Source organism: Chryseobacterium sp. SORGH_AS_0447, from assembly GCF_030818695.1.
Lineage (GTDB): Bacteria > Bacteroidota > Bacteroidia > Flavobacteriales > Weeksellaceae > Chryseobacterium.
In genome coordinates this window covers 2,821,397-2,835,939 of sequence record NZ_JAUTAR010000001.1, presented here as the reverse complement: position 1 = coordinate 2,835,939, position 14,543 = coordinate 2,821,397, and the positions used below count along the sequence as shown (strand labels likewise).

11 protein-coding genes are annotated in these 14,543 nt (G+C 38.7%); 8 read left to right on the top strand and 3 right to left on the bottom strand.

Annotated elements, in window-relative coordinates; all coding sequences use genetic code 11:
* Nucleotides 1-126: 126 nt before the first annotated feature.
* From QE422_RS13100 to QE422_RS13080, 5 genes are all read left to right on the top strand, one after another.
* Nucleotides 127-945, top strand: coding sequence for a GLPGLI family protein (locus QE422_RS13100; RefSeq protein WP_307459092.1), 819 nt, complete (start codon nt 127-129; stop codon nt 943-945).
* A 238-nt stretch (nt 946-1,183) separates the two neighbouring features.
* A complete protein-coding gene (rsmG, locus tag QE422_RS13095) occupies nt 1,184-1,819 on the top strand; it encodes a 16S rRNA (guanine(527)-N(7))-methyltransferase RsmG (protein WP_307459088.1) in 636 nt (211 codons plus the stop codon).
* Between the two features lie 201 nt (nt 1,820-2,020).
* Nucleotides 2,021-2,428, top strand: a complete 408-nt coding sequence (locus tag QE422_RS13090; RefSeq protein WP_307459085.1) for a hypothetical protein — start codon at nt 2,021-2,023, stop codon at nt 2,426-2,428.
* A gap of 6 nt (nt 2,429-2,434) precedes the next feature.
* Nucleotides 2,435-2,971, top strand: coding sequence for a DUF922 domain-containing protein (locus tag QE422_RS13085; RefSeq protein WP_307459084.1), 537 nt, complete (start codon nt 2,435-2,437; stop codon nt 2,969-2,971).
* Nucleotides 2,968-5,664, top strand: a complete 2,697-nt coding sequence (locus tag QE422_RS13080; RefSeq protein ID WP_307459081.1) for a PD-(D/E)XK nuclease family protein — start codon at nt 2,968-2,970, stop codon at nt 5,662-5,664. The genes QE422_RS13085 and QE422_RS13080 overlap by 4 nt, the downstream gene beginning before the upstream one ends.
* A gap of 109 nt (nt 5,665-5,773) precedes the next feature.
* Here the strand turns inward: QE422_RS13080 and QE422_RS13075 are convergent, their stop codons facing one another.
* The 3 genes from QE422_RS13075 to QE422_RS13065 all read right to left on the bottom strand — a co-directional run bounded on the left by QE422_RS13075 (nt 5,774) and on the right by QE422_RS13065 (nt 9,013).
* Complete coding sequence (locus QE422_RS13075; protein WP_307459079.1) at nt 5,774-6,952, bottom strand: acyl-CoA dehydrogenase family protein; 1,179 nt, start codon at nt 6,950-6,952, stop codon at nt 5,774-5,776.
* Nucleotides 6,953-7,073: 121 nt separating this feature from the next.
* A complete protein-coding gene (locus QE422_RS13070) occupies nt 7,074-7,862 on the bottom strand; it encodes an NUDIX domain-containing protein (protein WP_307459076.1) in 789 nt (262 codons plus the stop codon).
* A 23-nt stretch (nt 7,863-7,885) separates the two neighbouring features.
* On the bottom strand, nt 7,886-9,013 hold the full coding sequence (locus QE422_RS13065) for a sugar MFS transporter (protein WP_373463388.1): 1,128 nt from the start codon (nt 9,011-9,013) through the stop codon (nt 7,886-7,888).
* A 237-nt stretch (nt 9,014-9,250) separates the two neighbouring features.
* Between QE422_RS13065 and QE422_RS13060 the strand changes: the two genes are divergently transcribed.
* The 3 genes from QE422_RS13060 to QE422_RS13050 are packed head-to-tail and all read left to right on the top strand — an operon-like array spanning nt 9,251 to nt 14,542.
* Nucleotides 9,251-12,151: a TonB-dependent receptor gene (locus QE422_RS13060; protein WP_307459071.1), complete on the top strand. Its 2,901-nt coding sequence runs from the start codon at nt 9,251-9,253 to the stop codon at nt 12,149-12,151.
* A 10-nt stretch (nt 12,152-12,161) separates the two neighbouring features.
* On the top strand, nt 12,162-13,676 hold the full coding sequence (locus QE422_RS13055) for a RagB/SusD family nutrient uptake outer membrane protein (protein ID WP_307459068.1): 1,515 nt from the start codon (nt 12,162-12,164) through the stop codon (nt 13,674-13,676).
* A 17-nt stretch (nt 13,677-13,693) separates the two neighbouring features.
* Entirely contained in the window at nt 13,694-14,542 is an 849-nt protein-coding gene (locus tag QE422_RS13050) for a hypothetical protein (protein WP_307459065.1), read from the top strand.
* Nucleotide 14,543: the final 1 nt, after the last annotated feature.

Here is a 14,543-nt window from a genome sequence, read left to right as displayed (position 1 = left end):
TTCAAATTTTAACAAATATATAAAAAACTATTTTTCGGAAATAAAATAAAACCACTTTCAGGAGGATGCATTCAAGTTTATCACTATATTTGTAGTTATTAGATCTAATTTTAATAAAAAATAAAAATGTATAAGCTCCTGTTTCTGCTTTTGATGTCTATGGTTTCGGCGCAAAGCTACCGTTTTGTTTACGAATATAAAATGAAGCCCGATTTGGCTAAGAAAGATTCCGTTATTACCGATTATATGAATCTTGATACCGACGGAAAGAAATCTTACTTTTATAATTCTGCAAAGCATGAGCGGGATTCCGTTTATGCGGTGACCGGAAATCTCAAAGACCTTATGGAAGCTAAATCCTATGACCAGAATTTAAGTTATATTGTAGAAAAGGATTATGCCAAGAAAAAGATCAATTTCTATGATAATTTTAAGGCTGTTAATATCCTGATCCCTGAAAACGAAAGTCCGAAGTGGAAGATCGAAAAAGAATTTGCAAAGATCAATAGCATGAATTGCCAGAAAGCTACGGCAAACTATAAAGGAAGAACCTGGGAAGCCTGGTTCAGCAAGGATTACCCTGTAAGTGACGGACCGTACAAATTCAATGGACTTCCCGGATTGGTTATCAGGCTAAATGATTCCGGAGATGATCATGTATTTAATTTGATCCAGATTAAAAAGATCAGTGCATTGCCTTCGGTCCTTCCGAAATCAACTAAGCAGATCAGTCTTGCAGAGTATAAAAAAGCAATGGCCAATTACGCATTTACCAACGAAGATATTGAAGGGGTTGACGTTAATAAACAGGATGGTAAAGTAGGCATCCGGCTGAAAGACGGCTATGTTGCTAAAATGGGTATGGACGACATGAAGAAAGCAGCTAAGCTCGACGAAGAGATTACCAGACGCTTGAGAAAAACAAACAATTCCATCGAAAGATAAATCTCTAAATATATACGGAATTAAAATCTGATTACAGGGATGGAAGAGGGATGTTTGAAGTTTTTTGAGATGAATCCTTATGAATTCTTTTGCTTTATTAACTTAATAGAATCTTACTTTACTTAAAAAAGTATATTAGATCTAAAAATCTTAAAGATTGTCTCCGGGCAATCTTTTATTTTTTGATATTTGAATAAAGCTGATAAAAAACTTATTTTTGCCTTTTATAATAATTCACATGTCTACAACGTTACTACTAAAATACTTTCCGGATCTTACAGAAACAAAGCTCGATCAGTTCAGCAAATTGGAAAACCTCTACAATGAATGGAACGAGAAAATCAATGTGATTTCACGAAAAGATATGGAATCGCTCTATGAGAAGCATATTTTACACTCTTTGGGTATCGCTAAAGTGATGGCGTTTGCTCCCGGAACAAAAGTATTGGATATCGGTACCGGAGGCGGGTTTCCCGGGATTCCCCTGGCGATCCTCTTTCCTGAAGCTGAATTTACGCTGATCGATTCCATCGGAAAAAAGATTACGGTAGTTAATGCCGTTGCAGAAGGAGTCGGACTGAAGAATGTAACGGCTGTTCATGGAAGAGCAGAGAAGTTAAAGGAAAAATTTCATTTTGTGGTAAGCCGTGCCGTAACGCAGATGCCGGAATTCCTGAGATGGCTGAAAGGTAAATTTGAGAAGGAACAATTCAACCCCAAGCATAACGGGATCCTGTATTTGAAAGGAGGAGACCTGGCAGAAGAGCTTGCCGGACTGAAATGTGAAATCTTCAACCTTAAGAATTATTTCGATGAAGAATTTTATGATACCAAAAAAGTAGTGTATCTGTCTAAAGGGAATTTTAATTCTTAGAAAGCATAAATTCATTATAAGCCACAAAAGAAAAAAATTAAAGATTTTAAAAACTTTTATGTTCTTTTATCATCTAATTAAATAAATGTCTAAATGCTTTGTGACTTTTGTGGTGGAAGAGAACAGTGAGTAAATGTTTATTTCACATTAATGAGGAATAATTTTTGCTTAAATTTTTAATAATAATCAAAATTTTTAGCTATGAAAAAGTCTTTCCATATTGGTTTTTCTGCAATAGTTTTAGGATTATTTCTGACTTCCTGCAACAACGATGACGATTACGAGACCATCCAATCCGTAGACCGGATCAAAATCGACAGTGTAAAGATCGTTAATGATACCATGGATGTCTTTTCGGTCCAGAGCATTAAAACATATTCTACCTATCCCTCTCACTGTGAAGGGTTTTACGGGTATGATTATATTCACAGTGATAATTTAACAAGAAATGTGACCGCTTATAAATACATTACCGACGGACCTTGTACACAAAGTACCTATACCGCTGCTAACAAGATTAATTTCAGCCCGCAGCAGATAGGGACCTACACCTTCAAATTCTGGAACGGTAACAACAGCTGGATCACCAAAACTATAGTAGTTGAGTAAATTTAAATGAAAGGAATTTTTGTAGCTTGTTTCCTGATTTCCAATATGATATTTGCACAGAAAATATACTGGGAAGAGGGAAGAAAACTAAACTGGAGCAATTTTAAAAGCCGGGTGAATAACCAGAGAGGCGCAAACGTAGTGGCTTATACCAACTGCGGCTGGTCTTATTCGTACGTCAAATCATCCAACCCAAAAGCGCCGGTAAAAATACAGATCGAGACGATTTTTAATGAAGATAAATCCTGGAAAGACGATAAAAGGATTAACGATTATGTCCTGCTTCACGAACAGAAGCATTTTGATGTTGCGGAGGTTTTCGCACGCAAGCTCAGGAAGGAAGTTTCTGAAAGAATAAAAACCGGTGCCGATTTCGATAAATATTTCAAATCGATTTACAGCCGCATCTTAAAAGAATATCAGGATTTCCAGCGCGCCTACGACGGCGAAACAAAGAATGGAATGGTAGAAGAAAAACAATCGGAATATAATCGTATTATTGCTGAAGAATTAGAAAATTACAAAAGCTTTAAAACGTCTTGAAATTCCTCAACAAAGTTATCCATGAACTCTTAGAACAAAACTCAGATTTATCTGAGTTTAATATTGTGCTTCCCGGAAAGCGGCCGGTCGTTTTTATCAGGCGGATCCTGGAAGACCGCAATTATTCAGGGTTTCTCCCGACTTTTTTTACGATCGAGGAACTGATCGATAAAATTGCAGACCAACAGTCGATTGACGGCATTGCGCTCTGGCTTTTCGCTTTTGATGTCTACAAAAGCCTCAACCTGATTCCGAATGACGATTTTGCCGAATTCCTGAAATGGTTTCCGACGTTGCAGAAAGACTGGGACGATATGCTGAAGTTTTCCGACAGCGATTCAGCAGTCCTTCAATATATGTTTGACGAAGAACGGATCAAAGAATGGGCGCAGGATCTGGGAGACGACGACGAAGCTCCGAGGAAGAAATTCCTGAACTTCTGGAAAAACATGAATGTTTTTCTTCCGGTTTTGAAGAAAAAACTTCAGGAGAAAGAATGGGCCACTTCCGGAATGATTAACGAGATCGCCAAAATTAAGATCAATGATTTTGCTAAACATACGAAACAGCAATTTGTCTTCTGTGGATTCAATGCCTTTACGCCGGCCGAAGAAAAGCTTGTGAGAAGCCTTTTGCAGTGGGATAAAGCCCAGTGCTTTTTCCAGGCAGACCGTTATTACTTTGATGACGAACGGCAGGAAGCCGGAAAGTTTCTGAGGAACCATAAGATCTGGAAGGAATTTGACGATCACCGTGCCTTCCAGTGGATTGAAGATGATTTTAATCAGCCTAAAAATATAAAAGTCTACGAAGTTTCCGGGAATATTACCCAGACCAAAATTTTACCGGAAATTTTTGAAGGCATTGAAGATAAAACCTACTCCAATACCGCTGTAGTCCTGCTGGATGAAAACCTGCTTCCGGCAAGCCTGGACGTTATGCACGGCGTCCGGAACCTGAATATTACGATGGGATTTCCCCTGAAAAACCTTTCGTTTTCAAATGCCGTTAAACAGCTTTTCTATTTACAGAAGCAATTGGAAAAAAACAGGTCATCGTACTACTACCGCGATATTTTCCCGATTTTGGAAGAGCTTCCCAAATCTGCGGATGATGAGTTGGTTATCAATAATTTCAAGGCAAAAATAGAAGAGCGGAATATTGTCTATATTTCAAAAAAACTGCTGCAGGAGCTGCTGGGAAATCTTTCCTACTATAATTTACTGGTTAAAACAGAATCCACCAGTGTATACCTGGATGCACTGATTGCCTTTTGCCGGCAGATCAAATGGCTGGAGATCGATGATATTCAGTATGAAAATGTATCACACTTCGAAAATGCTTTCAGGATCATCAAAAACCAGCTGTCGCCGTATCAGTTTGAAATTAAAATGGAAACGCTGGAGATCCTGATCAATCAGCATATCAACTCCGAAAGCATCGATTTCCAGGGGGAGCCGTTGCGTGGATTGCAGATTATGGGATTGCTGGAAACCCGTTTGCTGAACTTCGAGAATGTGATTATGCTTTCCGTGAACGAAGGAAAACTACCGCTTGGAAACTCACAGAATACCTATATTCCTTTTGATATCCGAAGGGTTTTCAACCTTCACACTTTTCTGGAAAACGACAGTATTTATGCCTATCATTTCTACCGCCTCATCCAGGATTCGAAAAATGTTCACCTGCTGTTCAATGCTTTGAGCTCCGGGGTAAATACGGGAGAGAAAAGCCGGTTTATCACCCAGATCGAAATGGAAAGTTCGCACAATATCGAGCATGTTATTATTGAGAATTCTTCCGAGCCAATCGTTACCCAGCCCATCGAATTTTCAAAGACCGAAATTGTTTTGCAGCGGCTTGAAAAATGGAAGGAAAAAGTTTCCGCATCGCATCTTACCAGTTACCTTTATAATCCGATCGATTTTTATCTTTCCAAGATCCTGAATACTTCGGAAAGTGATGAGATCGAGGAAGAGCTGTCGGTAAAGAATTATGGAAATTTGGTGCATTACACGCTTCAAGAAGTTTATGAGATGTTGAAAGGTAAATCGTTAAAAGAAAAGGATTTAAAAGAATCAGTTAAAGCAATAGATCACTATATTGAAAAGGCTATTGAAAAGCTGAAGCATCAGCCGGAATTCTATGAAAAGGGGATGAACTTTATTCATAAAGCCATTGCCAAAAAAGTGATTGAAAATATTCTTACTTATGATCTGGAGCTGGTAAAAAACGGAAATACCCTTGAGATTTTAGACATTGAAAAACGTTTTGAAAACGTGGATTTTCATCTGGGAGAGCACGGTAAAATTTCCTTTTTCGGTTTTATCGACCGGATTGACCGGCTGAACGGGACTTTAAGGATCATCGATTATAAAACGGCAAAAATTAAGAACCTCGTTGTAAAAATTGATGAGGCCAACGTTGATGAATATTTCCACAACAGCGACCGTAAACAGGCGTTACAGCTCTGTATTTACCAGTATGTTGTACAGAACCTTCCGGAGTTCTGGGGAATGCCTATTGAAACAGGGATCTGGAGCTTTGCGGAAGCCAAAAAAGGAGTGGTGTCTTTGCAGTTTGAAAAAGGGGATATTGAAGACGCTATGAAATCCGTTAAAAGTCTGATCGAGGAAATCCTAAATCCTAACATTAACTTTATAGAAGAAATCAAAGCTTACAACAGCAATTAAGTAAATCAAACCTCAAGTAAATTAAACCTCATAGGTTTTTGAAACCTATGAGGTTTTACATAAAAAAGAGCCTGATTTTCAGGCTCTTTTTTATAGAATAAACTTTTAATTAGAAAGCATTAATTCCGGTAATATCCAGGCCTGTGATCAGCAGGTGAACGTCATGGGTTCCTTCATAAGTGATAACCGATTCCAGGTTGGCGGCGTGCCTCATCATCGGGAATTCTCCCATAATGCCCATTCCTCCAAGGATCTGGCGGGATTCTCTAGCAATATCGATCGCCATTTTTACATTGTTTCTTTTGGCCATTGAAATCTGCGCCGGCGTTGCTTTGTGTTCGTTTTTAAGGTTACCCAACTGTAAACAAAGCAATTGCGCTTTGGTAATTTCCGTTAAGAACTCAGCCAGCTTTTTCTGTTGAAGCTGGTAAGATCCGATCGGCTTTCCAAACTGTTTTCTTTCTTTGGAATACTGAACTGCGGTGCAGTAGCAATCGATCGCCGCTCCGATCACGCCCCAGGAAATTCCGTATCTGGCCGAGTTTAAACAGGATAAAGGTCCTTTTAAGCCCGTTACACCCGGAAGCAGGTTTTCTTTAGGAACTTTCACATTATTGAAAACCAATTCTCCAGTTTTGGAAGCCCTTAAACTCCATTTGTTATGGGTTTCTGGAGTAGTAAAACCTTCCATGCCTCTTTCCACGATAAGCCCCTGAACTTTACCTTCCTCATTTTTAGCCCAGACTACGGCAATATCGCAAAGCGGGGAATTCGTGATCCACATTTTGGCGCCGTTCAGGAGATAATGGTCACCCATATCTTTAAAATTCGTTTCCATTGAACTCGGATCGGATCCATGATTGGGCTCCGTCAGTCCGAACGAACCGATCATTTCACCGGCAGCCAGTTGCGGTAAATATTTTTTCTTCTGTTCTTCAGAACCGAATTCGTTAATTGGAAACATTACCAGCGAGCTCTGCACCGACGCTGCGGAACGTACAGCAGAATCTCCTCTTTCCAGCTCCTGCATGATCAGCCCGTAAGAGATCTGGTCGAGCCCGGAACCACCGTACTCTACAGGGATGTAAGGTCCCAAAGCACCGATCTGTCCGAGTTCTTTCATCAAATTGGGAATGTCGGTATGGTTTTGGGCGGCCTGATCAATCTGCGGCATTACAAAACCTTCCACCCAGTCTCTTACGGACTGCCGGATAAGCTTATGTTCTTCGGTAAGTAAAGCATCGATACCGTAATAATCGGGGATGCTGGTAAGGGAATAATATGACATTATATTTTAATTTTCCTAAAAATAAGACTTTTCGCTATTTCAGGGAAATTTTTTTTAAACGTCTTTTACCGGTTGATTGTTAGAGGATTAAACCGGATTTTGAAACAGAAGTCATTTAAAATCATTCTTCCGCATCATTGGAAATAGGGTACTGGTTGGTGGGATTGTAAATTCTGTTTTTAAACTTATACAGATACGGCGCTTTATTTGCTGAACCGTCATACAGTTTTTCCAATCTCTCCAGAATATTCAGGCTCAGTATCTTACGTTGGAAGTTGTTTCTTCTGAACTTTTCATTCAATATCGTCTCGTAAAGCAACTGAAGATCTTTCATCGTAAACTTTTCGGGGAGCAGGTTGCTGGCTGCCACTTCGGTATTGATGTTCATCCTCAGGTATTCCAGACCCGTTTCGATAATTCGGTCGTGGTCGAATGCCATTTTAGGAAGCTTATCTACCTCAAACCATTCACAGCTCTCGTTGAAGGCATCGGGAAACGTATTGGCCATGGAAAAGTCGATGAGGCTGCAGTAACCCACTGTAATGAATCGCTGGAAAATCCAGTGGTCTTTCGGAACTTCAACCCCTTTATTTCTGAGGAGGATCTGGTGGACATTATTTTCGGTCCGGTCGATCCTTCCGAAAGTATGGAACTGTTTCAGGAAAATATCTTTAAGATGCGTTCTTTCGTATAAAACACGGGCAGCAGCTTCACGGAGGTCTTCGTCATTGAAGACAAAACCGCCCGGTAGCGACCACAGATCGAGATCGTGATACTTCAGCAGCAAAACTTTCAGGATGTTGTTATGAAAACCAAATATGGTGCAGTCTACAGACACGTGTGCTACAAAGTCCTTTGTATCAATGAGTTCCTGAAGGGTTTCCTTGTTTTTTTCGTTATTGATTTTCATGGGAGTAAAAATAAATCTTTTTTCTAAATTTTTTGATCTGCAAATCTAAAATAAATTAAGCTAATAATAAAGAGTACAGACACTGCAAATAAAATATAGACTGAATAAAAATTAAGAAGCTGATTTCCGAAAAGCAAAGCCATCACAATAGAACTTACCGAGCTGCCCAGTGAAGAAAAAATAACAATCAGCGAAGTAAAAAGATTCGCTTTAGCCTTGTCAATACTGGCAATCATCTTTGAATTAACTACCGGATAGAGTGGTGACAGGAACAGCCCGATTATTGGGAAAAGAAACAATAAAGTTCTGGAATCATCTGCATCGGCAAACTGAATTCCGATAATTACAATAAGCACCAGAACAATAAGCGACAGGCACAGAATATAATATTTCGATAAGGAAAACCTTTGGATCACATTGGCCGTAATCGTTCTTCCGATATAGGAAAACAAAGCCAGGAATGATGAAGCCTGAAGGGCAAAAAAAGAATTGACTTTAAGATGATTTTTATAAAACGAAGGCAGCCAGGAGTTGAAGCTCTGTTCTATAAATACAATAAAGAAGATGACGGCCAGAAATGTGATAAGCAGAGGATTGATTAAGCTGGAAACTTCTCTGAATACATTTTTCTGTTCTGTTTTTGCAGGCTCTGAAATCTTAAGCCTGGAAAATAAAAATATCGCGATTCCCGACAAAACGGAAATTGATAAAAACCCAAATTTCCAAAATTCCGAAAACCGACTGGAGATCAGCCAGCCGAACCCGATATTGACGACAAAAATGCCGATCATGAATGATGCTTCTACACTATTCATAGTTTTTGCAAGCGATTTTTCATCCGAAATATTATTCCTAATCATCCCGAAAACACAAATTTTCCCCAGAGCAAAACAGGTCCCGATGATGGCAAACCATACTTTATAAAACCAAAATACCTCTACAAACGGTAAAATAAGTGAACAAATGCCAACAATTGTTAAAGCTAGGATCAGTGATTTTTTAGTTCCGGTCTTACTTATAAAATTTACTGCAAAAAGTGAAATAAAAGCAATCGGAATATCTTTAAATGACTCCAGAAAACCCAGTTTATCATAGGTGATTTTTGCTTCCGAAAGTTGAAGGATTACAATGCCCATGCAGTTTAGCACCATGGAGAAAATTAGAAATGTAAGTTTGAGCGGAAGAGAAAATTTGGAGAGCTTGGTCGTCATTTTGGGAGAAATTTTTACAGGATTTTTGGAGATATTTAGGGTTTATCGGATAAAATTTATGCCTTGAAACCCCCAAAAATACTGGAAATATTAAAATACTTATTAATAAAATGTTAATTATTTAAAAAAAAATATATTTTTATTGTCTCAATTTGAGAATTAAAAAACTAACTGTATATGAATGTAAGAATATCTAGGAGTTTAGGGATGGTTGCAGTGCTCTATTTTACTGCAAATTTCAGTGCCCAGAACACAAAGAACGACACGCTTCCAAAAGAGCAGAAAATCGAGGAAGTCGTAATGATCGGTTACGGTACCCAGAAGAAGAGTAACGTAACGGGAGCAATTTCCAGTATCAAGGCCAGTGACATTGAAGCTATTCCTGCAGGTAAGCCGGAACAGGTGCTTCAGGGTAGGGCCGCAGGGGTAAATGTTGTCTCCAACTCGGGCCAACCAGGGGCATCAGCCAGTGTTCGTGTGCGAGGTATTACGAGTTACAATTCAAACAATGATCCTCTATGGGTCGTGGATGGTATTGTGGTAGATGGTATTGGCTGGTTAAATCAATCAGACATTGAAAGTATTGAAGTATTAAAAGATGGAGCATCATCTGCAATCTATGGAGTATCAGCAGCAAGAGGGGTTATTTTGGTTACAACAAAAAAAGGAAAAAGAGGAAGACTTAACCTGTCTTACAATGGCTTTTACGGAGTTAGCAATGCATCGAGAAAACTTGATCTTTTAAATGCTACTCAGTACGCCACGGTAATCAATGAAGGACTTACTAATGACGGCAGCCCTGCAAGATTTCAAAACCCTGCTTCTTTTGGTACGGGTACAGACTGGCAAGACATCATTTTTAGTTCTGCGGAAAGACAAAATCACGAAGTAAGCGTTCAGGGTGGAAATGAAAAATCTACATTCTATGGATCTTTCGGCTATTATGATCAGTCAGGAATTGTAATGAGAGACATTTCTTATTACAAGAGACTTACTGCCAGAATAAATTCGACGCATAAAGTAACTGAATGGTTGACATTGGGTCAAACTTTTGCCTATACCAATCAGAAAAATCAAGGTATTAATGCCAATGGCGAATTTGGAGGGCCATTAAGTTCTGCAGTAAATTTAGATCCAATTACACAGGCTGTTATTACTGACATGTCAACAGTAAATTCTGCCTTATACTCAAATCCCAATATTGTAAGAGATCCAAACGGTAACCCTTATGGAATTTCTCCATATGTGAATCAAGAAATGTCAAATCCTCTTGCGTTTAAATATACACAGCTTGGAAACCGTAATTGGTCCGATGATTTTATCGGAAACGTTTTTGCGGAAGTTAGATTTTTAAATGATTTCACATTCAAATCATCCTTAAACGGTAAAAAAGCCTATTGGGGAAGTCAGAATTTTACACCATTATTTTATTTAAATCCGAACTATAGCAATTTGGTCAATAACAGTTTAAACAGAACGACCCAGACCAAATTTGAATGGAGTATGGAGAATACATTAAATTGGCAGAAAAAATTCGGGGATCACAATTTTAATGCATTGGTTGGAACAGGGTATTATGATTACAATATCGGGTATGGCCAGTCTGTAACCTATACCAATTTACCGATCAGCAGCTATGAAGCCGCTTCGTTCAATTTTTACACTCCTACAGAAAACCGCACAGTAGATGCATGGGATAATGTTGAATGGAATAAAGCATCTTATTTCGGACGATTAATTTATGATTATAAGAATAAATATTTATTCACAGGAACATTAAGATACGATGGTTCTTCAGTTTTTGGACCGGAATATCATTGGGGAGTATTTCCTGCATTCTCATTAGGTTGGAATGTTGAGAAGGAAAACTTTTGGCCACAAAATAATGTTATTAATACATTAAAGCTTAGAGGAGGCTACGGAACTTTAGGTAACGATGGTATTGGGACATTCAATTTTGCCAGCTTTTATGTAGCAGGAGCGAATTATACCAATGGAAACGGTACAGTAATGCCAGGATACTATCCAAGTGGTCTTGCGAATCCATACCTTAAATGGGAAACAACAACGCAAACCAACATAGCAGCAGATATGAAACTGTTCAAAGACTTTACTTTAACAGTTGATGTATACAATAAAAAAACAAAAGATATCCTTCGTTCAATACAGATTCCGGGATATATAGGTGTCACAGGAAATGCAATAGCTAATGCGGGTGATATGGAAAACCGAGGAGTTGAAGTAGAACTGGGTTACAAAAAAACATGGAATGATCTTTCGGTTTCATTTAATGGTAATGTGGCTTACAATAAAAACAAAGTTCTTTCTCTTATTAACGGCCAGGAATATGAAGATAGAGCCAGTTTCCAATCTATGGGACCGATCCAAAGAATTGTTCCCGGAGAATCGTATAATAGCTTCTATGGCTTTAGAACATTAGGTGTATTTCAGAATCAGGCACAGATCGATTCTTATGTAAATGCTAACGGACAGTTGTATCAATCTAATGCTAAACCTGGTGACTTTATATGGGCAGATGCTAATGGAGATGGAGTGATTTCAGATCTGGACAAAGTAAATTTAGGAAACTCTATCCCGAAGTTTAATTTTGGTGCTACTGTAAACATAAATTACAAAAACTGGGACTTAATGGTTTTCGGCCAAGGCGCTGCAGGACACAAGATCTTTCAGGGCTTGAGAAGATTGGATATCCTGGATGCCAATTATCAAACCAAGATTCTTGATAGATGGACCGGAGAAGGTTCCACTAATGAAAATCCAAGACTGACAAGAAATGACCCGAATAAAAATTATTCCAGACTTTCAGACTGGTATCTGCAAAAAGGAGACTATTTCAGAATTAAGCTTGTAACCTTAGGATATACGTTACCTCAAAACATTGCTCAAAATATTGGTGCCAGCAAAGTTCGGTTCTTTGTTACGGGAGAAAACTTATTTACCTTTACGAAATATACAGGTTACGATCCTGAAATTGCAGCAGGGGATTCTTATGGTATAGACAGGGCTTTTTATCCACAGGCCAAAACATTTATGTTCGGTGCCAATATAACTTTCTAATTAAATTACAATGAAAAATAAATTTTTAAAAATAAGTTTTGCAGCTGTTTTTCTTTTAAGTATGCCTGCAATCACCATATCTTGTAACGACGACACGCTGGAAGAAAAAGAAAACAAAGGAGCCTTTGCCAATTTTTTCAGAAATGAGCAGGAATGTTTTTTTGCTTTAGTAGGAACCTATGACCCGTTAAGAAAATATGCTGGAGGTTTTGAAAATATGGTAACATTCTTTAACGCCGCATCAGATGATTTCTATGCTGGCGGAGGAAGCGCAACAGATGGTGCTGGAATCCAGGGGGTTTCAAATTGGCAGATCAACCAGACCACAATGCCGGCAACTTACTGGAGAGATTATTACCAAGGAGTTGCTAGAGCAAACGAATTAATTGGCAGGGTGCCTAATGCTGATATGAGTGATGCCTTAAAAAGCCGTTTTATTGCCGAAGCTAAAACATTAAGAGCACTTTACTATTTTGATCTTTTAAGAATGTTCAAAAACATTCCTCTTATTTTAAATACATTTACCGTCACAGACGATTTTTATCATATCCCGCAAGCTACTCCTGCAGAAGTATATACTCAGATTGAAAAAGATTTGAATGAGGCAATTCCGAATTTACCGATGACAGTAAGCGGAGAACAGAGAGGCAGGTTGACACAAGGTGCTGCAAGAGCAATGCTAGGGAAAGTTTATCTTTACCAGAATAAAATGTCTGATGCGGCAGCTCAGCTGGCTCAGGTAAATGGTACTCCAGGAACAACGAGCCAATATGGATATAAGCTGGTATCAGATTATAACAGTTTATGGATTACAGATAATAAGTTTACTACAGAATCAGTATTTGAAGTAACCCATACCAATAAAGCAAATTCCGACTGGAGCTTTTGGGGACAAGGGAGAGATGAAGGTAATTCTATATGTATTATGACTTCTCCTAGATCTTATACAAAAAAAGCAAACGATGCTCCGGATATCGTAGGAGGATGGGCTTTTAATACTATTACACCGGACTTATTTAATTTTATTCAAAATGATCCTCGTGTAGATGCAACGGTATTAAATATGGCGAGCCTAAAACAACAGAATAAAGCAGATTATTCTCCTGCTTTTATGGATACAGGATATTTTCTTAATAAATACATGCCGACAAGAGATGAGGTAACTACTTTACCGGGAGCATCAGAGTTAAATTACAGACAAAATTACATCCTGATAAGATTAGCAGATACCTATCTTATGGAGGCTGAGGCATTAAATGGAAGTGGCGCAAGAGCTCAGGCCTTATTGGATGCCGTGAGAGCAAGAGTGGGTCTGGCATCAGTACCCGTGACTATGCAGGCGGTAAAAGATGAGAGAAGAAGGGAGTTAGCAGGTGAAGGTCATCGGTTTTTTGATTTGGTAAGATGGGGAGAAGCAGCAACAAAATTGGCGTCAAAAGGATTTGTAGCAGGAAAGAATGAAATTATGCCAATTCCTTATACCGAACTTACAGGTACGATTCTTAAACAAAATCCAGGCTATTAACAATACAAAATTTAAAAATGATAAAGAAATATATTACAACATCATTGTTGCTAAGTGCAGGAATATTTTTTATGACTGGTTGTTCACCGGAAACGGTTGATGAAGGTTATGGAATTACTCAGCTTGCAGTAGATGCCGGGTTTACAGTAACAAAAATTTCAGAAAACAAATATCATCTAAAAAGAAACTACAACAATTATCTAAATTCTCAATGGAATGTAGACGGAGGTGGATTTGCTACAGGAAAAGATGAAATCGATGTATTTTTTCCGGATACTGGAACGTACACTGTTCAACACAATGCAGTAGGCATTGGCGGACAGATAGGCGGTACCGCAAGCCATACTTTTGTCGTAACGACTCCTGATCCGATCGCGGGAAATATTCTGCAGGGAGGAAAATTCGAGACGGCTGATGATATTGCAAAATGGTCTATCCACGCTATCAGCCCAACTAAAGCCCAATGGGTATTTTCAAACAAAGCCGCTACCATAGTAGCCAGTGAAAGCAATCAGCAGGCTATTTATACCCAAATAAATGTAGAAGCAGGAAAAAAATATACCATTGACCTTACGGCTTCTTCAGCAAGTGCACTGGAAGATACCTGGTTTGAAGTTTATGTGTTAAACAGTTTGCCAGCTGCGGGACAAGACGTTAGTGGAACTGTTTACAGGAATATCAATACGTGGGATGGTTGTGGGAAAGCTGCATTCGGAGGGAAAATCTCAGCAATTGGCTGTGGAAGCAAGAATGCCGGAGTCTATACTGCAACTGCTACAGGTAGTGTATATTTAGTGATTAAATGCGGAGGAAAAACAGTAAACGGATTAACCATTGATAATGTTGAGGTTCGTAGAACTCAGTAAT